A 24,557-nucleotide genomic window follows, 5' to 3' on the forward strand; every position below is an offset into this window, starting at 1 on the left:
TCGTTTTTAAATTCGTGATCCAAAAACGCTTTAAGGTTCTCGATATCCAGACGTTTGGCTATGATTTTTTTGTCTTTATCTAAAAGATAAACCGTAGGAGTACTATAAACATCATAGTAAATTCTAAAGTTACTTTGATAATGGGGATCGTAACAATTGATAAAATCGAACAGTTCATTTTCAGCAATAAAATCTTCCCATTCTTCTTTGTTATTCTGAGTACATACAGCGAAAACTTTAACTCCTTGCTTTTTATACTGATCTAGAATTTCAGTTTTTAAGCGGGGAGTAGTTGTTTTGCAATGTCCACAATCTGGCTCCCAAAAATACAAAACGGTAAAAGAGGCATTTACTTCGTGTAAGCTTACAATTTCTCCTTCAGCAGTCTCCAGTTTTAAGTCTTGAGATTTCATCCCAATTAAATTGTATTGCAGTTTGATAACTCGTTCGCGAATATTGGCTAGTAAAGTAGAATCGGCCCAATTGGCTTCTCCACTTAAGTAATATTTTTTAGCAAGCTTTACAAACGCTTCATCCATTCCCATAATTTTACTTTTCACAGCATAGTTGAGCGAGTACTGAACCATGTATTGAAAAAAGTCTTCATCAGATCGAGTCTGATCAATAATCTTGCTTGCTTCCTTTACTATGGTATCCGGATTTTGTACCAGTATTTTTTCATAAAAAAAATCCAGTTTATTTTTTAGGATAGGAGTTCTCAGAAAGCGATTGTCAGCGAAGTCAACATAATCAAAATAGTGATTCTTATTGTATTGATATGATTTTCTTTTGATTTCTTGTTCTCTATCTGGAGTTGATTCAGGAATTTTTTCTGAAAAATCGGGAATTTTTGGTGATAAGGTTAGCTGTGCAAATTTTGATACAAAACTATTATTAGGGTAGTCTTGATTCATTTTTTCAATGTATGAACGAACATCTTCATCTGCTTTTTTATACGCTTCTTTGTACTTGTCTTTTTCGGTAGGGTTATCTTTGTTTGCTTTATAGGCTTCTTGAATTTGTTTTGATTTTTCGTTCTGAGATTTCATGAATGTTTGAAAATCATGGAAGGCTTCACTTTCATTAGCACCATGAATACGAATGCTTTTAATAAAGTCGGTTTGGTCTGCGGATATGGAAAACTCCTGATCTTTACCAATTAAAAGGTCGAAGTATTTTTGCGAAGGAAGGTAGATTACATAAATCCCTTGGTCCAATTGTTTCTCTTTGGAAAATACACCTTTGCCATTGATTAATTGTGTAGTGTCATCGGCAAATATCCTACCATCGAAATAATGAGCTAAGTAGGCTGTGCTGTCTGTTGATCCAATCAAGTCGATAGCTATATCGTATTTTTGAGCCTTACTGGTAATAGAAGATAGAAAGCAAAATCCGAGAAGAAGAGTGAGAATATTTTTTTTCATTGTTGTTTTTATATTGGTAAGCATAATTGGCTTCGAAAATTACAAAACTTTTTGCAAATAAAAATACGTAGGATGGAATAATGACAGGAAATAGTGATGCCGATTGAAGCTTATTATTGTAGTTCCAATAAATGTTTTATGTAACAAGACAAATACTGTTCCAGAATTTATTAATTACCGTGTAGGTCTTTTGAATGGTATACTTTGGTTGTTTAATTAAGATAAATATTTGGTAAGTATTTTTAGTAGTAGCTTTGAATTAATTGGTTTTGAGATATAATCGTTACAACCCACAGCTAAACATTTGTTTTTCTCTTCAACCATAGCATAAGCAGTCTGTGCTATAATAGGAATAGAGGGGTTTGATTGTTTAATTTTTCGGATGGCCTCAAAACCATTCATTATCGGCATGTTAATGTCAAGAAGAATTAAATCAGGACTTTGATTGTTGATAAGTTGTAATAGTTCCATACCATTTATGGCATGTTGCAAGCGAACACCGGTTGGTAGTAGCACTTCCTCAAGAAAAAGGAAGGAAGCCAGATCATCTTCGGCAATATAAATAAGGGATTTTGAAAGGTCAATTTTATTGTTGTTCAACTCATTACTCTTACTTGTAATAACGTGGGTTTCCTTAGCTTTTGGGATTGTGAAATGAAAGGTACTCCCTTTGTTAATTGTCGATTCTAATGAAATTTTGCCACCCATAAGTTGCACCAAACCTTTGGTAATACTTAAACCAATTCCTGTACCTTCCTGTAAATTTTTATTTTCAATTTGCCTGAACCGTTCAAAAATGATATGAAACATTTCTTTTTGAATACCAACACCGGTGTCTTTCACGTAAAGATGAACCATAGAATCGGTCTCGGATAAGCAATAGCCAATTTCTACAAATCCTTCGTGGGTATATTTATAGGCATTGGATACTAGGTTATAAATAATTTGTCTGAATCGTGTAGGGTCGCATATAATATTCAGATTTTCAGTATTGGCTGGAATATTTAATTGAAGGATGATATCCTTTTTGGCTCTAGCAATTTTCAGCATATTTTGTGAGTCTCTTATTTCATAAAGTAAATCATTAAGTAAGTATGGTTTTTTTTCTATTTTTAATTGATTTGATTCAATTTTTGAAATGTCAATAATATCATCAATAATTCGAAGTAGATGCTCACTACTCGATTGCACTAGTTTTAGAAATCTTTGTCTTTTTTCTGTAGAAAGATTGGGAACCCCTAATAGATCGGAAAAGCCAACGATTGAGTTCATAGGTGTTCGTATTTCATGACTCATATTGGCCAAAAAAGCAGATTTTAATTGATCACTTTCTACAGCATTTTGTCTGGCCTTTTCGAGATCTTCATTTGTTTTTACTAATTGACTGTTTATTAGTTTATACTCTTGGTTTAATGTTGCGTATTCTTTGTTTGTTTCATTAAGTTCTGAATTCAATTTTAAAAAGTCATTGTTTTTTTGTTTCAAAGCAATATCTGCCTCTTTCAGTTTGGTAATATCAGTTGTTGAAACATAGGCAGTATATTTATGATTTTTGTGATTTTTGTGATGGAAAAGTTTAATAATTACGTCAATAATTTCTCCATTCAGAGTTTTAACACGAGCTTCTTTTTCGAAATAGTTTTTACCTTCAATGATTGAAAATAGTTCTTCCTTAAATACTTCCAAAGATTCTGGTAGGAAGGTTTTGGGTAAATTTCCGAGTAAGTCTTCTTTCGAATTGGCATTGTATAGTTGCAGTGTGGCTTTGTTGACATTTACAATACGTACCTCCTGACTAAACTCTAGTACTTTTTCAGGATGTTTTTGCAAATAATCTCTTATGTCACTTACTCCATGTTTACTAAGTTCTTGTATGCGATGCATTAAAGGAGTAAAGTCTTCCTCCCATAACGATTCTGGTGAATTTTCGAATAATGATTTGTATTTATCGTTGGTTTCGTTTAATTCACTATTTAAATAGGAAAGTTTGTTTATTGCTTCTTGCAGATTTGTAGTCTTTTGCTCAATCTGATCGTGTAATTGATCTTGTTCTGTAATATCAATATGGTATTCAATTACGTGAGTGATTTTTTGAAGTGAGTTAAATACGGGAATTGCATATATCCAAATGCTTTTAATTTCTCCATTTAGACTCACATTATTGAGTTTTATTTTCAGATTTTTTTTCCCTTGTAGAACCTTTTCAACAACACTTTTTGCTTTTTTCCCTAGAGCACAATTATTAGTTGTGGAAGAAATTAGGTCGCAATAAGCTTGATCGGTGGTATATTTAGGATCATTAGATTCTATGACTTTTAAAGTATCCGATTCGATTACGTAATACGGATATGGCATGGATTTTATTATTTCGAGATGTAAATTATTTTCCATACTTACATTTTTAATTTGAATCAAATCTTTAAATTTTAAAAGTATAGTTTAATATTCAATTTGCATAAAATTATCCAAATTTGTTTAATTAATAATATGTAGATAAGTGGATGTTGTTATGAAAAATAAAGGCTGCAAGAAGTATTGCTCGCTGCAGCCTTTACTTTTACTAATGAGTATGCATTTCTTTTTTCAGTATTGTATTTTCAATTTCTTCTTTTTTAAGTTTTTTGGTACAGAAAAACCAGTCATAACAGTGTACATTTTCATCATCATTTTCCATTCTATCTTTGGCAACACCGCACGATCCTGCAGGAGGAACAATTACTTCTTCGCCTGGACGCCAATCGGCAGGAGTAGCAACAGAAAACTGATCAGCCGTTTGGAGAGCGATTACGACACGGTAAATCTCATCGAAATTTCGTCCCAAACTTAATGGGTAATAAATTATAGTTCTTATTATACCATGAGGATCGATGAAGAATACAGCACGAACGGCTTTTGTATTATCTTCGCCTGGCTGTATCATTCCATATTTGTTTGCTACTTCCATGGTGATGTCCTCAATCAAAGGAAATTTAACTTCTACATTTTTCATTCCTTTGTATTCTATTTTTTCTTTAATGGTTCGTAACCAGGCAATGTGGCTATACAAACCATCAATGGATAGGCCTACCAATTCACAATTAGCCTCGTTAAATTTATTTTCCATACTAGCGAAAGTCATAAATTCGGAAGTACAAACAGGAGTAAAATCGGCAGGATGACTAAATAAAATAACCCATTTGCCTCTGTAATCATTAGGGAAGTGTATGTCTCCTTGTGTGGTTACAGCTCTAAATTCAGGAGCATTATCACCAATTCTTGGCATTGAGTTTTGATAGCTTTCTTTTTTTTCTTCCATGATTCTCGGTTTGGATAGTGAATTTTTTTGAAATTGTACTTGTGTATTGAATAAACTTTCTTCTACTTGTAGAAAACACGATTAAGATTCATTTTTGAGAGTTGTAAAACTTTTTAAATGAAAATTTGTTCGACTTAAGTGTTTAGATTATTAATTCAATTTGGTCAATTTCCAGGAAGGAAATATCAGGGATTTCGGAATAAATACCCACTTATTCCAAGGCGTAGATTAAAGTTAAGCTATTGTGGAGTGGAAGTCAATATAAGAAATTGGCAGATAGGTAATTTTAAATCAGTTTTAATAAGTTTAGTAGAAAGGCACTTACTCTTTGGAAATGAGAATAGGATTGATTTCAAGCCATGTATAGGCGTCTTCATGCGAGAGAAAAACTTTTGCATTTTGAATGCGCACCTGAATCTCAAAAAGCATGGCCATTGGAGTGTCGTATGATTCACTTACAATAATGGCGCATTTGTTTAGAATAGGACTGTATTTTTCATATTCGTTTATATAATCGTCTAAATCTTTGATGTTTAGAATGACTTTAGCTTGTGTGAAATCGGCAATAACATTGTAGGTTTCGTCAAATAAAGGATCTTTTCGTGTACTTAAAGTATGATATATAAGATCATTCCATTTGAAATAACCAAAGTAGTACTCATTGATTAATTTTAATTCAGGTAGTATTTTGTATTTGAATTTCATTGGACTGAAAGTTTCAAATAAATATAGCGATATCGTCTAAGTAAGTCAAGGGATAGCCTAAAATACAAGTAATTTTTTAATGATTCAGTAATAAATTTTGGCTGTCTTTTTTGTTGTTAATGTGTGCTGATTTGTTGGGTGAATAGTGGCGAGTTAGCCATTTACTAAGACCATCCATTCCTGGAAATAGTACTCTTTCATTAATGTTTACTTGATCTAATTTGTCGCGTATTTCCCATTTCATAGAGGCAGGAATCCGAATTCGGAAATACAAATCGGGTTTGTCGAGCAACCAATCGTCTAAAATGGCTTTTGAATGCGACATGAAGGTGAAAATGGCATATTGATTTACAATTCGATAATCGAGGGAAGGAGGTTCGAAGGCCACTACAAAATCACTCTCCTCTTTTGATAGCTCTGAAATATCTTTGTAAAGATGGTGCAACATGCCAGTAGTGAAACTATTGGAGCCTACTTCGTGTAATTCGTTCTGAAGTTTTTTGGGTAAATATTTCCTAAGGTTTTCGTAGTTAAGTGCCCAAATCACTCCATCTTTATCATGTTGATCTATTTCGGCCGTTGCAAAATGTAAGGCTACATAAGGTGAGTAGGTCCAATCTAATAGTCGGGTTGGCAGACCATGATGTTGCGCTAAAGCTAACCACTCCCAGTCGGATTTATTGTTAATGTCGGGGCGGAAGGAATATTTTTTAAAATTTCTTAGCAGATGAAATTCCAAATTTTCAAAGGGACCGTTTAGTCTGATTAATGAAGTTTTTAACTGGTAATCGATTTTAGTAAGACCTCGATAGATATAGGGAGACCGGATGCGATCAATTTTTGAGCTATAGGAGTCGGTAAAAAGAAGATCTTGAAGTTCGGACCAGGTTGCGGGGATAATTTCTCTTTGTAATTCCATAGGTTTTGGCTTTGAGTGCATTTACATTGTACCCTAAAATTGCGAATAAAAACGAATAAAAAAGGAATATGTAACTTTATTTTCATAAAAAAAGTTGCTCCTTGGTGGAGCAACTTGATTGCATCAATTAGGGAAATCTTTATTCTTCAGAAAGTTCAATAGTGCCAACATCGCTTACTTTTTCTATGTAAACTTCGACGGATTCTATTTCGGTACTCAAGTAGCCATCTATAGGAATTATGCTTAATGTGTAGCTTCCTTCTTCTAAGCCTTTTAGAAGAAAATTACCAGAGTCTTCTGCTATGGTTGAAATGGTATCTGTACCCATAATGGCATGAATGCTGGGGGTTGCTTCAGCAGGAGATATGATTCCTGAAATAGAACCTGTGTTTGCTTCCTTAAAGGTTCGGATGACAGGCTTTAGTTTGTATTTTCCGTTCCCTGTTTCAACAATAGAGTTTGCTGCATCAAAATCAATCCATAAGTTGTATTCTATTCCTGCTAAAAAATCATCATGAATTTGAAATTTCAAACCTGAAGTTTGTGCTGAGGGAGTATCTAAATCATAGGAAATACTGTCAATTACTACAGAATTATTTTCGCCAAGAATCAAACGCATTTGAGAAACGGTTCCACTTGGCATTTCCTGATCAACCAAAAGAGTATCCATGCCATTGTTAAATTCCAAAAGGTCGTAAATTCCGGGGTTTAATAATGTCATTTCTACCCAGCCATCTTCAATACTATCATTGTCCGAAGAATTAATTTGAATGGATTGAATGTCAATGTTTACTTGATCGTATTGGGCAGGTGCATCGGTAAGTCTAATTTTTACCTGACTGGTAAGATTTACATTATCATCGGAACATCTAGAAAATAGAATGAAAATTATTGTTGTAGCTAATAGAAGTGCTGGTTTTAGATTTTTCATGTTTTTAGGTTAAGAAATTTAAAGTTATAATAAAAGTTTGATTTTAATGTTAGAATCTTTTTAGAACCAAAAAACGTGCTAGTTTATTGTGTCTGATAGTAAAACTGTGATAATCAAATTAATATGGAAATAACTTGGAGAAATCATCTTTATTGAGTTTAGATATTTGGGGATAATTTCCACACTTTGTCACAATTAGCAACAGAAATAGTGTAGGGTGTTTCTTCAATTATTTTCTTTATAGGGAATTATGCCCAATTAATAAATTAACATAGAAACACCCTGTTTTTTTATTCTCGTTCGTATTTGCAGCAGGAATGAAGACGGCTATATACATCATCATTTGCTTTTACTTTATCAGTATCGTATCCAACACTTGCTATGGCTTTGTGTACCGCATGCAGTGTAGTTTTTTCGGTGTCGAAACTAAGTACCATTTTTTTGGTCTTTTTATCCCAATCGGCACTAAGAACACCTTCAACAGCTTTAGCTGCTGATTCGATTGTTTTTTCGCACATACCGCAATTTCCGGATACCTTAAAACTTGCTTTCTTTACTTCCGCCTTGGCTGTGAACGATAGGCTAATCAGGGAAAAGATTACCGCTACGAATAGAATTCTTTTTTTCATTTTATGTATTTTAAATTTGTGATTACTTTATTATTTAGTCCAGCTAATATTCTTAATGTTGGTGTTGTTGAGGTACTGATTTTGGTTTTTCATGAATTATCGTTTCTGTTACTTCACCACAATGCAGCATCATATCGCCAAAGTAAGGATTCATTATTTTCTCTTCCGAGCTGATCCAAAAGGCACCTGAATCGTTGTCGGCCATGGGACAGAATTGGATAAAAACTTTTTCTTTTCCTGTTCCCAGAGATTTTAGGGTTTCAATAAGTGCCTCACTGAATGGTTTAAATGCTTTTCGTTGAATTTCAATATCATCGTTATTCATGATCTCGGCCAGATGATCGTGCAAACCAGTGTATTTCTCCTTCCAAAACGGAAGAGCTTTGCTTTTTAGCTCAACATCATTTGGCTTCATCTGCATCAAATTGCTCATCACCGTTTTAGCGGCTAGTTTGCTTTCTTTCGCTTTGGTTTCAACCAGAATGTCTTTCAAATTATAATAAGAGGAGAGTAGCTTTTTCAGTTTCATACTAAAGTCCATCGAAACGTATTGTTGTAAATTTTGAATACCTTCCTTGCTTTCCGGACGATTCATCATGCTGTATTTGTTGTTGAGCTGAGCTGCGGCATCTACGGTAAAGGTTCCTTTGCTAACCACTTCTTCGTTTTCCTCTAAACCATCGGTAACAATGTAAAAATCACCTAAAGATTCACCCAGTTCAATTTCACGCATTTCAAATCCACCTTCAACTTTAACGTAGGCAATAGAACGTTTTCCGGTCCACATAATGGCCGATTTAGGAACTACAAGCATATTATTCATCTGGCTTATTTCAGCATAGATAATCCCTGAGGCTAACATTTCAGGTTTTACTAATAGATCCTGATTATTTAATTCTGTTCGAATAGAAAGGCTGCGTTTTTTTGCATCAATAACAGGATCGATATTGCTGACTTTTGACTTGAAAACTTTGCCAGGAAATGCTGAAATGGTGAATTCGATTTCATCTCCTTTCTGAATGAAGGATAAATCTTTTTCGTAGGCATCAAAAACGACCCATACGTGACTCAAATCTGCAATATCGAAGAGGATACTTCCAGCTTTTGCATAGTTTCCTTCAGCTACATTTCTTTTAATGACATAACCGGAAGCATCTGCTTTGATTTCGAAATATTCAAGCACTTCACCGCTTTCTTTAATGCGATTGATTTGAGCCTTGCTAAGTTTCCAAAACTTCAATTTTTGCTCTGCAGCTTTCACTAACTCAGGATAGGAATTTTTTGTTTTTAGTGCTTGTAACAATTCCTGTTGTGCGCTAAGCAATTTCGGAGCGTAAACTCTTGCGAGTGTTTGACCTTTACTCACTTTCTCACCTTCAAAATTGACCATCAATTTTTCAATCCGGCCATCGAAATGAATGGCTTGCGAGCTGATTTTGCGTTCATCAACTTGTACTTTTCCATTTAGTCGGATTTCTTTTACAGCCTTTCCAATTTCAATTTTCGTGGTTTGCACATTTGCCAATTTCATGGCGGTTTCGTTCATCTCAATTAATGCGGGCGATGAATTACTGCTTGAATTGTCCAAGGGAATTAAATCCATTCCACAAATGGGACAATCGCCTTCGTTTGGTTGCTGTATCTGCGGATGCATGGAGCAGGTCCATGTTGTTGCTGCAACAGCTACATTTTCGGAAGCATGTTGATGACCTTCGTGTTCACTTGCCGATTCTGATTTTCCACCAAAAATCAGCCAACCCAGAAATAATCCCACGACTAAAATAGTGAGTTTTTGTTTCCAGTTGTTTGTTATATATTCGATTGTATTTTTCATTTTATATCTATTTTAGACGCTGATAACAATGATTCTATATGATTTATTTACAGGACAAACGATCGTGTGTCCCTACATTCCTAGATATTGGAATTTGGCAATGCTTTTCTGAATCATTACTTGTGCTTCAATTTGTTTTTGTTCGTAGATCCAGATTTTTTGTTGCATGTTCAGAACTTCCTCGTATTTGCCAGAAGATGTTTCGTAATTGCTGGTGAGAATTTCAAATGATTGCCTGGCTTTCGTTAGTAAATTCTCATATACTTTTGCGTTTCTTGTTCCGGTAGCATACTCTTCGCTTGCTTTTTGCTTTTCCAGCTCAAGTCTGTTTAGTTCTTCCATTTTTAATTGTTCGAATTGTACCTGTTTTAACTGATTGACTTTAATTGCAGATTTGTACTTCTTTCGAAACAGTGGAATACTTAGCGAGATCATTGGCATGATGGCGTCATTCCCATTATCAGCGATATTTACATCCGTTCTTTCAGCGATAATTGCATAATCGAGACCGATACCGAACTTTGGCATTCCATTTAGTTTTGCCACTTTTTCTCCAAAAGAACTGGCCTCCTTCATAGCTTCCCAGGAATCAATTCTTGAGTGCTTGTCGAAAGAAAAATCTGTATCAGTAGGAATTGTTTGTACCCAAAAAGAATCATCAGTTGGTAAATCAACGACAGTTGATAAATTACGATTCAACAATTTATTGAATGCTGTTTGGAGTGTCTGCTTTTTATCCTGAAACATCCCAAGCATAGAAATCAATTCTTCTTTCAGCATTTGCACGTATAAAACATTCACCATGCTCGATTCATTGTTTTCAAATTGGGTCAGACTTTGTTTTTCCAACAGATCCAATACCTCAACACGTTTTTGTGTGAAGAAGATCTTGCGATCCATAAGAATCAAATCCAAATAGGAGAGTCTTACATTCATTTCCAATTTACTTTTAGCATCCAAATAATTCAGGTATTGAGCATGAGCCTGCAAACTTGCCTGTTGTTCTTTGGCTCCAAGAGTTCCAAACCAGGGGAACATCTGCGAAAGCGAAAGTTTTGCTTTTTGCGCTCCTATACGTGTTTCTATTGGTTGCACAAAGACTCCTGCCGAGAAACTCGGATCGGACAATGCCTTTGCTTGCGGAACCATCTCCAAAGCTTGCTGATATTTTAAATCCATAGCCTTCAGTTCTGGATTGTTCGCAACTGAAAAATCGATATAATCTTGCACTACATCCTTTTTGCTTTGAGCAGTAACTGAGTTCAGGACCAACAATAGCGATATTAATAGTGTATATCTCATGACAATCCTCCTTCTTTTTTAAGTTGATATTCTTTGTTCATGGAATAAAGTACAGGTACTACAAAAAGAGTAATTAGCTCGATGGTCATTCCTCCAAAAGCAGGAATCGCCATTGGAATCATCACATCAGATCCTCTTCCGGTAGAGGTTAAGATGGGTAGTAAGGCTAAAAGTGTTGTAGCGGTAGTCATTAAGCAAGGACGAATTCGTTTCGAACCTGCTTCAATCACTGCTTTTCTGATTTCAGCTCTTGTTTTTGGCTGATTTTTCTCGAAAACCTGTTCCAGATAACTGGTCATAATTACACCGTCATCTGTTGCAATCCCGAAAAGGGCAATAAAGCCAACCCAAACCGCCACACTCAAGTAAACCGGATGAACCTGAAACAATTCCTGCAGATTGATATCGAAGACAGAAAAGTTAAGGAACCACCCTTGTCCATACATCCAAATCATGATGAAGCCACCTGCAAAGGAGACGGCAATACCACTAAATACCATTAGAGTAGGAGCAATTCCTTTGAACTGAAAATACAAAATCAGAAAGATGATGATGAGCACCACAGGAATTACAATACCCAGTTTTTTTTCTGCACGGATTTGATTTTCGTAGTTTCCTGTGAACGTAAAGCTCACTCCTGCGGGAACTTTCAGCTCATTATTTTCAATTTTTCCGGCAATGTATTTCTGTGCTGTTTCTACAATATCAACTTCCGAAAAGCCGTCTAATTTGTCGAATATTACATAGCCAACCTGAAAGGTATTTTCACTTTTGATTACTTGTGGTCCTTGCACATAGGCTATTTCAGCCAGCTCTTCCAGTGGAATGGAATGTCCCATGCTGGTAGGAATTAGTATTTTTTTCAAAAGATCAGGATCCGATCTCAATTCCCGTGGGTAACGAACACGAATCGGGTAACGCTCTCTTCCTTCCACCGAACTGCTTAGCGGCATTCCTCCAACGGCAACAGAAAGATACTTTTGTACATCTTCAATCTGAATGCCGTAACGGCCAATTGCTTTACGGTCGATACGAATTTCCAGGTAGGGTTTCCCAACCATTCGTTCTGCAAATACAGAAGGCTTGTTTACACCGGGAACCTCTTTAATAAGCTTCTCGAGCTGAAGACCAAAGCCCTCGATTTGTTTTAGGTTATTCCCCGATATTTTAATTCCAATAGGAGCTCGCATACCTGTTTGCAACATGATTAAGCGGGTTTCGATAGGTTGCAATTTGGGCGCCGAGGTAACGCCCGGAATTTTGCTTGCGTTTACAATTTCAGTCCAAATGTCATCAGGCGATTTAATATGATCGCGCCATTGCCGGTAATATTCACCAGAATTATCAGGAATCAGCTCTCCTTTTTTATCACGAATAAAATTGTCATCATCATCAACGGCAAAACGAATTCGCTTGCCATACTGGTTGGTTTTGTATTCGCTTTTGTAGTTGATCACATTCTCGTACATGGAAATAGGAGCGGGATCAAGCGAAGATTCTACACGACCGAGTTTACCGACTACCATTTCAATTTCAGGAATGTTGGCAACAGCCATATCCAAAGTTCGAAGTACACGTTTATTTTCTTCAATGCCAGCATGTGGCATGGAGGTTGGCATCAATAGGAACGATCCTTCATCCAGCGAAGGCATAAATTCTTTTCCGATGCCGGGATAATTGTGATACATCGTTTTCCAAGCAGATGTGCCCGAAATATTAATTCCAATTTTATCCATTCCCCGGGCAACAAAGCCAAACGTATTTCCAAATCCGAGCCAGATAGTAAGACCCCACATAATGATGAGTGTAGGAACGGACAGGAAGATGAACTTATGCTGCAAGGCCCAATTCAATAGGCGTGTATAAAATCGCATGAAAAGTAAAAAAACGGATAGTAATAGAGCGATACTAAGAATTACAAACATGAAGTTTGCAAACAAGGAATTCGACGCACCCAAAGGCAACCATTCTCTGGCAAGCAGAAAGGAAACGGCCAATGCGATTACGAATAGATTTGCCCAAGACAAGTGCTTTTCGTGCTTAGAATAGATTTGTGCCAATAAGTTGATGACACCTAATACTATCAGAGTAATTCCAATCCAAGCTGAGTAGGCAAAAATGGTATAGATTCCGATAAGAATGAGTACACTATTTAAAGCCAATTTGAATTTTCTTTTTTTAATGCGGATGGAAAACAACCAATGAGCCATGGCTGGCAAAATTACAATTGCCACAAAGAGTGCCGATAAAAGCACAAAGGTTTTGGTGAAAGCCAAGGGGCGAAATAGTTTTCCTTCGGCAGCTTCCATGGCAAAAACAGGAATAAAACTCACAATAGTTGTCAATACAGCTGTAATTACTGCAGGAGCAACCTCAATTGTTGCTTCATAAATCACTTCGCGAATGTTCCTGCCCGATTTATTCTCATCCAAATGCCGAATGATATTTTCGGAGAGCACAATGCCCACATCCACAATGGTTCCAATGGCTATGGCGATTCCCGAAAGGGCTACAATATTAGCATCTACATGAAAGTAGCGCATGGCAATAAAGGTCATGAGCACTGCTATTGGTATTAAAGTAGAAATCAGAATACTCGCCCGAAGGTTCATCACCATAATGATAATCACGATAATGGTGATGATGATTTCGAGCGTTAGGGCACTTTCCAGAGTTCCTAATGTTTCGTAGATCAGTTGTGTTCTGTCGTAAAAGGGAACAACAGTTAGCTGGGAAATGCTTCCATCTGCCAATTCCTTTTGGGGAAGACCCACCGAAAGCTCGGCAATTTTGGCTTTCACATTATTGATCACCTCTAAGGGATTGGCACCATATCGGGCCACCACAACACCACCAACTACATCGGCTCCCATTTTATCGAGAGCACCTCGGCGATCGGAAGGGCCATAATGCACATTGGCAACATCGCGAATACGCACAGGAGTGTTGTCGTTCACACTCACTACCGCCTCTTCCAGATCCGAAAGATTCTTAACGTAGCCAATTCCACGCACGAAGTATTCTGCCTGATTGATTTCAAGGGTTCGGGCACCAATATCGAGATTGGACTTTTTAACCGCATTCATGATCTGCATCAGATTAACTCCGTGTGCCTGCATAGCGGCAGGATTAACATCTACCTGATATTCTTTCACGTAACCACCAATTGATGCCACTTCGGATACACCACTGGCAGCCGCCAATGCATATTTTACCTGAAAGTCTTGAATGCTCCGAAGTTCCTGCAAATCCCAGCCTCCGGTAACTTCACCTTCCGGTGATCTTCCTTCCAGTGTGTACCAAAATATCTGGCCCAAAGCCGTAGCATCGGGTCCAAGAGTTGGTTGCACATCATCGGGCAATAAGTTTTGCGGTAAGGAGCTTAATTTTTCCAGGATACGTGATCTGCTCCAATAGAATTCAATATCCTCATTAAAAATGACGTAGATACTTGAAAATCCAAACATGGAAGAACTACGGATGGTTTTTACTCCAGGAATCCCCAAAAGGGATGTTGTTAACGGATAGGTAATCTGATCCTCAATATCCTGAGGAGATCGGCCAGACCATTTGGTAAATACGATTTGCTGATTTTCTCCAATATCAGGAATGGCATCAACAGCGACGGGATTTTTTGGTAAAATACCAACATCCCATTGGAATGGAGAAGTAATAATTCCTCCAGCTATGAGCACAACAAGCAATATTGTTGTGACCAATTTATTCTCTAAAAAGAATTTAATCGTTCGATTTAACATGAAAAGTCAATTATGAATTAATAATTATGAGTCATTAATTTAAAGGGAATTACAGCCCGAAAAGTTCAGGGTACAGGAGAATCATAGTACAACTCAACGCACCATTACGATTCATTCTTAATTCCTAATTAATAATTCTTAATTCATAAAATGAAAACCTGATTGAGAATGCACAAATCAGGCAATGGATGTGGGGAAGTATCCCACGCGATAAGATTGTTTGCAAAGCTAGTTGGTACTTCGAAATTAATTAAAACAGGAAGAATCGAAAACAAGAGATCCAATTGAGTGGCATCCTGCAAATCGAAAACCGAAGCAATATAATCGGCTTTTACCTGTACAAATTCAGAAGTTTCCTTGCAACATCCGCAAGGCGTTTCACAACAGCTCTCGGCATCAACAAAAATAGCAGTAGAGAAGAGTTCTCCACCAGAATAATGCTTATTAATACTCACTCCTGCCGTTGAGATCAGCAGCAGAAGTACCATAATAATATGTCCAAATTTTTTAATTTGCATATGGAAATTGATTGCATAATTCTAAGGCGAACTTAAGGAATACTATCCAAAAGGCAAAACAATTTGAGAGCCTTAACAAAGGATTAACAGAGCTTTCCTTTTGCAGAGAAGTGATTTAAGTAGTTAGAAAATAAAATTAAAATATGAAATCGTTTGTATGTTAAAATTCTTTAAATAAGACCTATTTTATTTCTTCAGAATTAGGATGAAAGCGAATAATGATTAAAATTGTTTACTACTACTTTAAAAAAAAGAACACTATTTATCAATTTTATTATCTTTATGAAGAACATAAAAACGCTTGTGCTTTGGACAAGATTTAGCCTATTATTTATCTTTTTTGCATTTGTAATAGCAGAATTTACACTAGGAATGTTGACTCTTCGTGATGAAAATATGCTGCACTATTCTACGAATCTTTCTTTTTCGAAGTGGATGGATGGAATTGGAATCACATTAGTAGCGATTGAAATTATTTTAGCAACTATTCTGTATCGAATTAGTATGAAGAATTTGCCTAAAACCAATGAACTGTCCGAAAAGATAAAAATATACTCGAAAGCCTATTCTTTAAAAATATTACTAATCTCATTGGCAGGAATTACTGCTTTATTTAGCTATTATATAACGCAACAATTGTTTTGGTTTCTGCCATGGCTAATTGTTTTGTACGTGATGGGGAAAAATTATCCCTTTAGACTTACGCTTCTGCACGAAATGAGTATTACCGATGAGGATGAACGATCGATGTTTAAAAAATAAAAACGAGAGCTGCACAAAATGTGTGGCTCTTTTTTTAGATATTTATTTGGATGATATGATTTTATAAAAGTATAGAAGTAGATCAATTCTGAGTTTGCTGAGTTCGCTTTTACGATGATTTTAAAAATAAATTCACAATTGATCCTACTTAATTTTGAATTGATTAAGCTATCTTTGCGATCCATTTAAATTTATTGTTGTGGAAAATTTTAAAGAATTAGGCGTAAACAAGAATTTGGTTAAGGGATTGAACGACCTTGGCATTGTTAGGCCAACTCAAATACAAGCAGAGGTAATTTCTGTTCTTTTAAACGGAAATACCGATTTAATAGGACAGGCACAAACAGGAACAGGAAAAACCGCCGCTTTTGGCTTACCTTTGTTGCATCGTATTAATCCTAAACAGGAAAAAGTACAAGGATTGATTTTGTGTCCTACACGAGAACTGGGTCAGCAAATTGCTAAACAACTGTTCAAATTCACCAAATACAGCGACAAGATTTTTACTGAATCGGTTTATGGGGGAGAGAAAATTGAGCGTCAGATTAGTGCTTTGCGCCGACCTACCCACATTATTGTGGCAACTCCGGGTCGACTGATTGATTTGGTAAAGAGAAAAGCCGTTGATTTAAGCTCGGTAAAGACTGTGATTTTAGATGAGGCCGATGAAATGATGAGCATGGGTTTTAAAACGCAGCTGGATGAGATCTTGACTTACCTTACCAATGTTGAAAATCGTTGGTTGTTTTCGGCTACCATGCCACAGGGAATTATGCAGATTATTAAAAGACACTTTTCCCCAAATGCCCATAAAATTGAGGTGAGTGGTAGAAATGTTGTGAATAAAAACATACAGCATCAGTTCCTGATCTGCGAGGATAACGAAAAATTGAATATTTTGATTCAGTTTCTTAAATCGGAAGGCAAGAATAGAGGGGTGGTTTTCTGTAAAACCAAAACTGCAGCGCAAATATTGGCCAAACAATTGATTGCTAAAAATATTCCCGCAGATGCCATTCATGGCGATTTAAAACAGATCGAACGAGATAAGGTAATGCGTGCTTTTAAAAATGAGAGCTTGCGAATTTTAGTTGCTACCGATATTGCAGCTCGTGGTATCGATATTGATGGTTTATCCTATGTGGTTCATTATCAGTTGCCCGATAAGGAAGAATATTACACCCACCGAAGCGGACGAACAGCTCGTGCTGGTAAGGATGGGCTTTCATTGGCTTTGGTAAACAGCAAAGAGCTGAAAAGCATTCGTTATTTCCAAAAAGCTTTGAACATTGCATTCAGCCAAATTAGACCTAGAAAATAATTTTACAGTTAGCAGATCTGACAGCATTTTTTTAACCTGTCAGTGGCTAAAACATAGCACTAAAGAGATCTTGCTTGCAGGATCTCTTTTTTTGTGAGATTATTTTTTTGATTTATTATTTACCAAAGAGCATAATAAGGTTCATAGAGTTTAAAAAACGCTTATAATATGGATTTGCCTCGCACTTCAAATCGGGGATGCAAGGAAAATGGACAAAGTATCAGAGATACGATAATTGTTAAAGTTTGATAGACAAACACAATTAGAATAGAATGCAAAACGGCTTGATTTTACTAGCGCTATCTGCGATTTTAATTTGGAATAGTTCACAATTGAATACCGCTATAGAGTTTCGCTGGTGAGCAATTGTAATGCCCATTTTTTGTTAAAAGTAAAACATAGAATAAAATGATACGAGACAGCTTATTTGGCGACCAGCAATTCGTAAACATTCGTTTTTACTGGTAAGTTTCGTGTAAATTTTCCAATTAAATTGGCAAAAAGTTTGTCTTAAAAGCCATCTTACGTTTTTTGATTTGTAACTTTGCCTTCTTGGTCGATGATCAAATTCAATCAGAAAAATAGTAGATTAAAATATAATTTTAAAAGTTTTATGGGTAAAGAGAAAAAGAAAGTGGTGAAAATAAATACTTGTGAATCACTTAAAGCGATGTATTATTCGGGTAAGGTGAAGGCGTCATTAAATAGAATTATTGCTGAGTTAGAAAAAGATCCTGAAAACCTAGAACTTGCTCTTTTGGCATGTCAGTGTCTAGTGCGAACTAAGGATATTGATAAGTTATCTTTTTATGCAGATGTTGTTATTAAATTAGCTCCTAAAATTGCGGAAGGATATTATTACAAGGGATTGGTTCTTCAGCATGCAAAAGGAAAAGAACAAGAAGCCCTGAAAAACTTTAATGAAGCTTTAATTTTAGATCCAGACAACACCACTTATCTTAAAAGTAAAGCCAATACTCATTTTTTGCTTTACACTGATTATCATTTGCCATTAAAATTTGCTGAAAAACATCGAGCCAAAGCGGAAGATGGGCTTTTGAAAGTTGTTGAATTGATAGAGCAAAAGGAAAATCCAGATTACGCAGATTTTCTGAGCATTGCTGATGTTTTAATTCTGCTTAGCAAAGGAATACAGGCCAAAAAGTATTACATCAAAGCAGTAGATGCTTATAATGCTTCTGATGAATCGAATCAAGACAAAAATATATATAAAGACATTATTAAGGCTCAGAATGCTTGCGAAAAGTTGTTGGATAAAATCATTGAAGAATAATTACACATTATAAACCCCAATGGAATAAAAATAAGGATAGTACCCCCGATTGATTGGATTTCAAAAACTTATTGTTAACTTGAACCTGTTCAGCATGACCGTAAATGAATACAGGCCTGCTTCTATCGATTACTTGATGCTCAGCATTGGGTGAAAAAAGGCCAGAATTGGATATAAAATGCCGGGAATTGCCATCATGCATATCTTAGGCTCGGCCGGCAAAATGAAAGATTAAAATTAGATTTTTAGTCGCAATTTAAGCTTTGCCCATGTGTCTTTATGAAGAATAGAGCTTTCTTTTTTGAGGTAGGGATTGCTATTTTTTAAGATGTATTTAACACGATCTTTTGAATTGGGGTGAGTACTCATCCATACCAAATGTTTCGAATCGATTTGTTCCAATAAAGAAAGTCGATATAGAAAACTGGCAAAAGCGTCCGACTTTAAACGAGTATTTTCTAAATATTTTACCGCTTTCAGGTCGGCTTCTTTTTCTAGGTTTCTATCATAAGCCGACGAGGAGAGCAATTTTATGCCTTCCCGAATAATTTGGCCCTTGTTATTGCCCGAGCTTATGGCTGTAATTACTGATAATCCAAGTTTTTTTGCCAATTTTTTTATGACATGATTGAGTTCGATATGGGCAAGTTCATGACTGATGACACCAGCCAATTCAATCTCATTTTCCGATGCCAAAAGTAAGCCACTTGTAATAAGTAGGTGTTTGTTTGGTAAGGCAAATGCATTTATTTCTGCATTGTCTATAATATGCAATTGAATGTTTTTAGAGTTAATATGGTTGCTTTCGCAGATTGTTGTGAGAATACTATCTATCGATTGAAGTACAAAGTTGTTGGTAATTTCTTTCTCTTCTGAACTTAAGTACTCCCAATACAAATCGCCTACTGTTTCTTCTGGTGAAATTTGCGTTTGCTCAATATTAAGCAACAATAGCCAATTTACTTGTTGCAGAGAACACCATAATCCGAAAAAAATACAGATGCTTAGGAGTCCTTGAAAAAATAGCTTATTCATATTATTTTTTACAGATTAGATTGGTGAGATTACCATAGAACCACCAGGATATATGAATTCCTTTTCGCGTATTTACTGCCGTATAAATTGTTGTTATAAATTCGGCTAAATTGAATAGAAAAGCAGTAATCAGATAGGCGAAGTATTTGTTGGTAAGGGGTTCCGAATCGAATATTATGGCTATAGTCCACCAAAAGCCAAAACTATTTGCAAATAGCAAGGAGAATTGTGATATCAAGGCTTGTGTACAGTGCCAGCGAACAAAATAGGTTTCTTTTCTATTGGCAATAAAAAAAATGAAGGTCGCAATTAAATTGAAGATGGGGAGAGGTAAGCCAGCTACTAGAGCAACCATTGACATTACATAGCTGTTCGAAGCTTTTTCAGCTTCATGATCTTTGGGTTCGTAAGCAAATTTACTAGTTGATATCATAGGTCTTTGTAAATGTTCCAAATCCAATTCAAAAGAACGAGAACAATAAGGGGCAGGGCAACGAATTTCTTTTGCAGAATGAGCTCTGATTTTTTGTAGCAATTGAAAAGACTATCCTTTTTTAAAAGGCAATCGAAAGCAATCCAAATTGGACTAATTGTTAGGATTAAAAAAAGAATAATGCCAACGGGATTTAAAAGAAAAGCCTGTTCTATCTTGCCATGAAGCAAAGATAAAACAGACCTTGTGGATCCGCAGGAGGGACAAGGAATACTGGTTACTTGTTGAAACAGGCAAACGCTTAGTTCATTCGAAGAAAAGCTGGTTGCGTTTGTTGCGTTAAAAAACAACCAGAGATATCCCACTAAGCATGCACCCATAAGTAGTGCGTATAGCTGATTCCTGCTTACTATCATTTAAGCAAGTGCTTGCATAAGTTTATCCATGTTTTTTCCTCTTGCAGCTCCCATAATTAGGAACCAATCAATAATAGTCCAAATTACTAAGCCACCACATGTAAGTAATTTACCAATTCCCAATCCTGTATCGCCTAAAAAGAAGCGATCAATACCAAATTGTCCACCTAAAATGGAAACGATTAAACTTGTTGTTGGATCTTTGAAGGAAATGGTTTGAATGATTTCCCATTTAGAGTCATCAGCATTTTTTAAGCTTTCTCTGATTCCGATTATTTGGTGACTTTCGAAAAATTTTCCGTAGGTCATGATAAACATGTCAACTTTTTGTGCTTCCATAGTGTAAATTTAGGTTTTATTGGTCCTACTCGTTTGGCTTTTCGGATGCGCCCTATTTTTATAGTGGTATTTGATTCCACGGGTGGGTATTAATTTTTTTAAGGTTGCTAAGCTATAAAAATCATTTTTCTTAATTGGTAGAAAAGATAAATAAATAGGGGCTTTATTGAAGTTTTTGGTTGTTTTCTTCTTTTTGTGGAGTAGAATTGGAAGCCCAGAGAAATTGCAAACCATTCCGAAAAAACAAGTGCTGTAATCAAGCAGAATTAATTTGTCTATTTTCTACTGTTTGTCGAATGATTTTTCTTTGGTAAAATTTCCTTAAGTTTGATTTTTGAACGAATCAGAATATAAAAACTAGAATATGGAAATCAGAAAAAATGATACCCAATTGGTATGTATTGCCAAATTTATTGCCAAGGATGGAGAAGTTGATCAATTGATTCAGAATTTACATTCATTAATATCAGTAACAGTTCAAGAGGGTGGTTGCATTCGTTATGAATTGAATCAGTGTATTGAAGAGCCAAATCGAATTACTTTTATAGAGAAATGGTACAATCAGGAAACTTTCGATGCACACAACAATTCAACGTACATTCAGGAGTTTTTTAATGCAGGAAATCCACATCATGTGAAAGAGTTTGAGGTGAGTTTACACAAGGAGATATTGGCTTAAAAGGAAAAATAAGCACGAGGAAAGTGATGTTGGTTCGAAGTTGAACTACATTTTTTCGTAGTGTTTAAGAACCTTTTTTTGTAATAGGATGGGAAATAAAAAAAAGAGGCAAACCGATCTGATTTGAGAAAATTTCGGTTCACCTCTTTGTATATCCATTAAACTTGGCTCGTAACGAGCTTAGTTTAAGAGAAGTTTATTTTGCTTTAATCCATGGCTGACCCATTTTCAAAATTGTACGACCAGCAACGTCGTTAATAATGATTGCAGCCATCATGTACCAAGCACATAAAGCACAAACAATAAGCTCATATCCAGCTACAACATTTAAAAATGGAAAGCCAAAATGTCCTAGATCTAAAAGGATAAAACCAATTACTAATGTTGTAAAAGTGGTGGCCATAGCTGCATGAATAAAAAAGGAAGCTATCCATAAAATTATAGTGAATAGAGTCCAGGCAACTAAATAATACCCAACATCAGTGGTGGATGACTGGTACAATCCGAAATGGTTTAGTAACCAAATTATACCTAAGCCGATCCAAAATGAACCGTATGCCGAAAAAGCTGCAAATCCGAAGTTATTACCATTTTTGTGTTCTAACATGCCAGCCATAAGTTGTGCTAAGCCACCAAAAACAAATCCCATGGCCACAACAGGACCTAAACCACACAAACCAATGTTATGAAATTGCAATAAAAGGGTTGTTAATCCAAAACCTCCCAGTCCGACTACTGCCGGATTTCCTAATTTTACTTCGCTCATCTACTTTTATTTACAGATTTTTTCAGTGCGCAAAACTAGCAAATTGATTAAGAGTCCACTACTGCCTGTTGGTAGTTTAAAAACATGTTTTTGTTGCTTGTTTTTGCTCTAAAATCTATAAGTCCCCGAAAATGAGAATCTAAAGGTTTGTGTTGACGGCGAATTTGGTGTTTTTATACTCGATAATTTGTAAAAAATGGTGGTAAATGAGGAAACAAATCGATTATTAGGCAGGCACTTACAGAAAATAAATACTTTCCGATGTTTTTTTCTTTTCTTGTTTTCTTTCTGATGGAATATTCTAACGATTTTTTGGCAGTAAAAACAGTCTGATTTTGTTTTTTGACAATGGATCTGCGCAGTTGAAAAAGAAAGGCTGTTTAAAAATAGTAGATTCTTTTCTAAACAGCCTTTTTCTTTTATCGACCTACCATTTCTAATTCTTGAGTAGAGATTTCTCTCATTTCTACTTTACGGATTTTACCCGTTACGGTAGTTGGAAACTCTGTGGTGAATTTAAAATATTTAGGAATTTTGTAGGTTGCAATTTGCCCCTTGCAATAGTCTCTTAGTTCTTCTTCAGTAGCCGATTTTCCTTCCTTAAATTTGATCCAGGCCATCACTACTTCGCCATATTTATAGTCGGGAACACCTATTACATATACTTCGCTAATACTGTCGTGACTATGAAAAAATTCTTCAATTTCGAAAGGAGAAATGTTTTCTCCACCACGAATAATCATGTCTTTAATTCTTCCGGTAATGCTGATGTAACCGTCTTCGTCCATGCTTGCAATATCGCCAGAATGCATCCATCCAGCATCATCAATCACTGCTTTGGTGGCCTCTTCGTTGTTCCAGTATTTCAGCATTACAGAATAACCTCGTGTACAAAATTCACCTGTTTGCCCACGTTCCACAATTTTTTTCGTTACCGGATCAATAATTTTTATTTCCTGATGAGGGTGAACTCTTCCTACAGTTGCTACACGTTTGGTCAGTTGATCGTTCACAAAAGTTTGAGTGGAAACAGGAGAGGTTTCGGTCATTCCGTAGCAAATAGCGACTTCCTTCATATTCATTTTTTGCTGAACCTCTAGCATGGCTTTCTCTGGGCAGGAGGCACCTGCCATAATCCCTGTACGCAAGCTACTGAGGTCGTACTTGTCGAAATTAGGATGTTCTAGTTCAGCAATAAACATCAGAGGAACTCCGTATAGCGATGTGCATTTTTCGTCCTGAACAGTTTTTAAAACCGTTTCAGCCTCAAATGCTTCACCAGGAATCACCATGGTAGAACCATGAGTGATGCATGCCATATTCCCTAAAACCATTCCAAAGCAGTGGTAAAAAGGAACAGGAATGCAAACCCTATCGGTTTCGTTATAATGCAAACGTTCCCCAATAAAGTAGCCATTATTTAGAATATTGTGATGTGTTAAAGTGGCACCTTTCGGAAATCCAGTTGTTCCAGAAGTGTATTGAATATTAATAGGATCATCAAATTGCAAAAGAGTTTCTATTTCTTCCACCTGTTCGGTTGTGACTCTTTTCCCGGCTTCAATTAAGGCCTGCCAATCTCTGTCGAGGATGACAATTTGCTTTAAATGAATACACGATTTGCGAACCTCTTGAATAATTTCGAAGTAATTGGTTTTACGAAATCCTTCCGACATAATTAAAAGACTAATTTCGGATTGTCGAAGAGCAAATTTTAGTTCTGAAGCCTTGTAGGCAGGATTAACATTAACAAGTATGGCACCAATTCGAGCCGTTGCAAATTGTACAATCACCCATTCGTGACGGTTGGGCGACCATATTCCTACGCGATCTCCCTTTTTTACTCCAAAGGCCAATAATCCTTTGGCTACATCTTCTATCTGTTGCCAAAATTCACTGTAAGTGGCTCTATAGTTTTGATAAGGGACAATTAGGGCATCTTTATCGCCAAATAGTTCAACCGTTTTGCGCAGTCGTTCCGTAATGGTTTCGCCTAAAAGAGGTAGGTCTGAGCTTCCGTGCTCGTAAGATAATTTGTTCATTCGTTTGTGTTTAATATGGATTTGTTGAGCACAACCAATCCATGATGTGATTAAATTATACATCATTAACAATCAAAAAAACCATCTTTCTTTCGTTTGCCGGAACCGGCTAAACTTCTTGATTAGGAAGTAATAAAGTTGTGATGGAGTGTGAA

At 36.1% G+C, this 24,557-nt stretch carries 21 protein-coding genes; 4 read left to right on the forward strand and 17 right to left on the reverse strand.

The annotated features are described in order from the left end of the window. The 11 genes from ABYT26_RS09605 to ABYT26_RS09655 all read right to left on the reverse strand — a co-directional run. Positions 1 to 1,424 (reverse strand): redoxin domain-containing protein (locus ABYT26_RS09605; RefSeq protein WP_372753267.1); only part of this gene is annotated, 1,424 nt, incomplete at its 3' end. A gap of 216 nt (positions 1,425 to 1,640) precedes the next feature. Next, the gene (locus ABYT26_RS09610) at positions 1,641 to 3,815 is read right to left on the reverse strand and encodes an ATP-binding protein (RefSeq protein WP_372753269.1); all 2,175 of its coding nucleotides are present in this window, start codon (positions 3,813 to 3,815) and stop codon (positions 1,641 to 1,643) included. Positions 3,816 to 3,984: 169 nt separating this feature from the next. Continuing rightward, positions 3,985 to 4,719 carry a peroxiredoxin gene (locus tag ABYT26_RS09615; RefSeq protein WP_372753271.1) on the reverse strand — a complete coding sequence of 245 codons (735 nt, stop codon included), beginning with the start codon at positions 4,717 to 4,719 and terminating at the stop codon, positions 3,985 to 3,987. 321 nt (positions 4,720 to 5,040) lie between these two features. Continuing rightward, a complete protein-coding gene (locus ABYT26_RS09620) occupies positions 5,041 to 5,424 on the reverse strand; it encodes a hypothetical protein (protein WP_372753273.1) in 384 nt (127 codons plus the stop codon). A gap of 76 nt (positions 5,425 to 5,500) precedes the next feature. Next, positions 5,501 to 6,343 carry an FRG domain-containing protein gene (locus ABYT26_RS09625; RefSeq protein WP_372753275.1) on the reverse strand — a complete coding sequence of 281 codons (843 nt, stop codon included), beginning with the start codon at positions 6,341 to 6,343 and terminating at the stop codon, positions 5,501 to 5,503. Positions 6,344 to 6,482: 139 nt separating this feature from the next. Beyond that, positions 6,483 to 7,274, reverse strand: a complete 792-nt coding sequence (locus ABYT26_RS09630; protein WP_372753277.1) for a DUF4382 domain-containing protein — start codon at positions 7,272 to 7,274, stop codon at positions 6,483 to 6,485. Positions 7,275 to 7,564: 290 nt separating this feature from the next. Beyond that, positions 7,565 to 7,903, reverse strand: a complete 339-nt coding sequence (locus ABYT26_RS09635; protein WP_372753279.1) for a heavy-metal-associated domain-containing protein — start codon at positions 7,901 to 7,903, stop codon at positions 7,565 to 7,567. Between the two features lie 52 nt (positions 7,904 to 7,955). Further along, the gene (locus tag ABYT26_RS09640) at positions 7,956 to 9,737 is read right to left on the reverse strand and encodes an efflux RND transporter periplasmic adaptor subunit (RefSeq protein WP_372753281.1); all 1,782 of its coding nucleotides are present in this window, start codon (positions 9,735 to 9,737) and stop codon (positions 7,956 to 7,958) included. A 72-nt stretch (positions 9,738 to 9,809) separates the two neighbouring features. Beyond that, entirely contained in the window at positions 9,810 to 11,039 is a 1,230-nt protein-coding gene (locus ABYT26_RS09645; RefSeq protein WP_372753283.1) for a TolC family protein, read from the reverse strand. Beyond that, positions 11,036 to 14,797 (reverse strand): efflux RND transporter permease subunit, encoded by a 3,762-nt coding sequence (locus tag ABYT26_RS09650; protein WP_372753285.1) that lies wholly within the window; start codon positions 14,795 to 14,797, stop codon positions 11,036 to 11,038. The genes ABYT26_RS09645 and ABYT26_RS09650 overlap by 4 nt, the downstream gene beginning before the upstream one ends. Positions 14,798 to 14,940: 143 nt before the next feature. Continuing rightward, positions 14,941 to 15,315 carry a hypothetical protein gene (locus ABYT26_RS09655; protein WP_372753287.1) on the reverse strand — a complete coding sequence of 125 codons (375 nt, stop codon included), beginning with the start codon at positions 15,313 to 15,315 and terminating at the stop codon, positions 14,941 to 14,943. A 282-nt stretch (positions 15,316 to 15,597) separates the two neighbouring features. Here ABYT26_RS09655 and ABYT26_RS09660 point away from each other — a divergent pair, with 282 nt between their 5' ends. The 3 genes from ABYT26_RS09660 (at position 15,598) to ABYT26_RS09670 (ending at position 18,692) form a co-directional block, all read left to right on the forward strand. Further along, the gene (locus ABYT26_RS09660) at positions 15,598 to 16,077 is read left to right on the forward strand and encodes a hypothetical protein (protein ID WP_372753289.1); all 480 of its coding nucleotides are present in this window, start codon (positions 15,598 to 15,600) and stop codon (positions 16,075 to 16,077) included. 199 nt (positions 16,078 to 16,276) lie between these two features. Next, positions 16,277 to 17,398, forward strand: coding sequence for a DEAD/DEAH box helicase (locus ABYT26_RS09665; RefSeq protein WP_372753291.1), 1,122 nt, complete (start codon positions 16,277 to 16,279; stop codon positions 17,396 to 17,398). Positions 17,399 to 18,011: 613 nt separating this feature from the next. Further along, positions 18,012 to 18,692, forward strand: coding sequence for a hypothetical protein (locus tag ABYT26_RS09670; RefSeq protein ID WP_372753293.1), 681 nt, complete (start codon positions 18,012 to 18,014; stop codon positions 18,690 to 18,692). A gap of 237 nt (positions 18,693 to 18,929) precedes the next feature. On the opposite strand, the gene ABYT26_RS09675 is transcribed toward ABYT26_RS09670, so the two are convergent. Genes ABYT26_RS09675 through ABYT26_RS09690 form a run of 4 tightly spaced genes read right to left on the reverse strand, consistent with a single transcriptional unit; the run spans position 18,930 to position 20,915 of the window. After that, positions 18,930 to 19,727: a M48 family metallopeptidase gene (locus tag ABYT26_RS09675; RefSeq protein WP_372753295.1), complete on the reverse strand. Its 798-nt coding sequence runs from the start codon at positions 19,725 to 19,727 to the stop codon at positions 18,930 to 18,932. Position 19,728: 1 nt separating this feature from the next. Further along, positions 19,729 to 20,160 (reverse strand): hypothetical protein, encoded by a 432-nt coding sequence (locus tag ABYT26_RS09680; RefSeq protein ID WP_372753297.1) that lies wholly within the window; start codon positions 20,158 to 20,160, stop codon positions 19,729 to 19,731. Continuing rightward, positions 20,157 to 20,576 (reverse strand): DUF2752 domain-containing protein, encoded by a 420-nt coding sequence (locus ABYT26_RS09685; RefSeq protein ID WP_372753299.1) that lies wholly within the window; start codon positions 20,574 to 20,576, stop codon positions 20,157 to 20,159. The genes ABYT26_RS09680 and ABYT26_RS09685 overlap by 4 nt, the downstream gene beginning before the upstream one ends. Then, complete coding sequence (locus ABYT26_RS09690) at positions 20,577 to 20,915, reverse strand: TM2 domain-containing protein (protein WP_372753301.1); 339 nt, start codon at positions 20,913 to 20,915, stop codon at positions 20,577 to 20,579. 364 nt (positions 20,916 to 21,279) lie between these two features. On the opposite strand from ABYT26_RS09690, the gene ABYT26_RS09695 reads away from it, so the two are divergent. Further along, a complete protein-coding gene (locus ABYT26_RS09695) occupies positions 21,280 to 21,594 on the forward strand; it encodes a putative quinol monooxygenase (protein WP_372753303.1) in 315 nt (104 codons plus the stop codon). A gap of 196 nt (positions 21,595 to 21,790) precedes the next feature. On the opposite strand, the gene ABYT26_RS09700 is transcribed toward ABYT26_RS09695, so the two are convergent. Both ABYT26_RS09700 and ABYT26_RS09705 read right to left on the reverse strand, forming a co-directional pair. Continuing rightward, positions 21,791 to 22,360 carry an acetate uptake transporter gene (locus tag ABYT26_RS09700; RefSeq protein ID WP_372753305.1) on the reverse strand — a complete coding sequence of 190 codons (570 nt, stop codon included), beginning with the start codon at positions 22,358 to 22,360 and terminating at the stop codon, positions 21,791 to 21,793. A 419-nt stretch (positions 22,361 to 22,779) separates the two neighbouring features. After that, positions 22,780 to 24,402, reverse strand: coding sequence for an AMP-binding protein (locus ABYT26_RS09705; RefSeq protein ID WP_372753307.1), 1,623 nt, complete (start codon positions 24,400 to 24,402; stop codon positions 22,780 to 22,782). Between the last annotated feature and the right edge of the window lie 155 nt (positions 24,403 to 24,557).

The organism is Labilibaculum sp. (genome assembly GCF_041595635.1).
Lineage (GTDB): Bacteria > Bacteroidota > Bacteroidia > Bacteroidales > Marinifilaceae > Labilibaculum.

Coding starts and splice junctions, on each gene's coding strand:
- ABYT26_RS09610 (WP_372753269.1), bottom strand. CDS start 3,815: ATGGAAAATAATTTACATCTCGAAATAATAAAATCCATGCCATATCCG.
- ABYT26_RS09615 (WP_372753271.1), bottom strand. CDS start 4,719: ATGGAAGAAAAAAAAGAAAGCTATCAAAACTCAATGCCAAGAATTGGT.
- ABYT26_RS09620 (WP_372753273.1), bottom strand. CDS start 5,424: ATGAAATTCAAATACAAAATACTACCTGAATTAAAATTAATCAATGAG.
- ABYT26_RS09625 (WP_372753275.1), bottom strand. CDS start 6,343: ATGGAATTACAAAGAGAAATTATCCCCGCAACCTGGTCCGAACTTCAA.
- ABYT26_RS09630 (WP_372753277.1), bottom strand. CDS start 7,274: ATGAAAAATCTAAAACCAGCACTTCTATTAGCTACAACAATAATTTTC.
- ABYT26_RS09635 (WP_372753279.1), bottom strand. CDS start 7,903: ATGAAAAAAAGAATTCTATTCGTAGCGGTAATCTTTTCCCTGATTAGC.
- ABYT26_RS09640 (WP_372753281.1), bottom strand. CDS start 9,737: ATGAAAAATACAATCGAATATATAACAAACAACTGGAAACAAAAACTC.
- ABYT26_RS09645 (WP_372753283.1), bottom strand. CDS start 11,039: ATGAGATATACACTATTAATATCGCTATTGTTGGTCCTGAACTCAGTT.
- ABYT26_RS09650 (WP_372753285.1), bottom strand. CDS start 14,797: ATGTTAAATCGAACGATTAAATTCTTTTTAGAGAATAAATTGGTCACA.
- ABYT26_RS09655 (WP_372753287.1), bottom strand. CDS start 15,315: ATGCAAATTAAAAAATTTGGACATATTATTATGGTACTTCTGCTGCTG.
- ABYT26_RS09660 (WP_372753289.1), top strand. CDS start 15,598: ATGAAGAACATAAAAACGCTTGTGCTTTGGACAAGATTTAGCCTATTA.
- ABYT26_RS09670 (WP_372753293.1), top strand. CDS start 18,012: ATGGGTAAAGAGAAAAAGAAAGTGGTGAAAATAAATACTTGTGAATCA.
- ABYT26_RS09675 (WP_372753295.1), bottom strand. CDS start 19,727: ATGAATAAGCTATTTTTTCAAGGACTCCTAAGCATCTGTATTTTTTTC.
- ABYT26_RS09680 (WP_372753297.1), bottom strand. CDS start 20,160: ATGATATCAACTAGTAAATTTGCTTACGAACCCAAAGATCATGAAGCT.
- ABYT26_RS09685 (WP_372753299.1), bottom strand. CDS start 20,576: ATGATAGTAAGCAGGAATCAGCTATACGCACTACTTATGGGTGCATGC.
- ABYT26_RS09690 (WP_372753301.1), bottom strand. CDS start 20,915: ATGGAAGCACAAAAAGTTGACATGTTTATCATGACCTACGGAAAATTT.
- ABYT26_RS09695 (WP_372753303.1), top strand. CDS start 21,280: ATGGAAATCAGAAAAAATGATACCCAATTGGTATGTATTGCCAAATTT.
- ABYT26_RS09700 (WP_372753305.1), bottom strand. CDS start 22,360: ATGAGCGAAGTAAAATTAGGAAATCCGGCAGTAGTCGGACTGGGAGGT.
- ABYT26_RS09705 (WP_372753307.1), bottom strand. CDS start 24,402: ATGAACAAATTATCTTACGAGCACGGAAGCTCAGACCTACCTCTTTTA.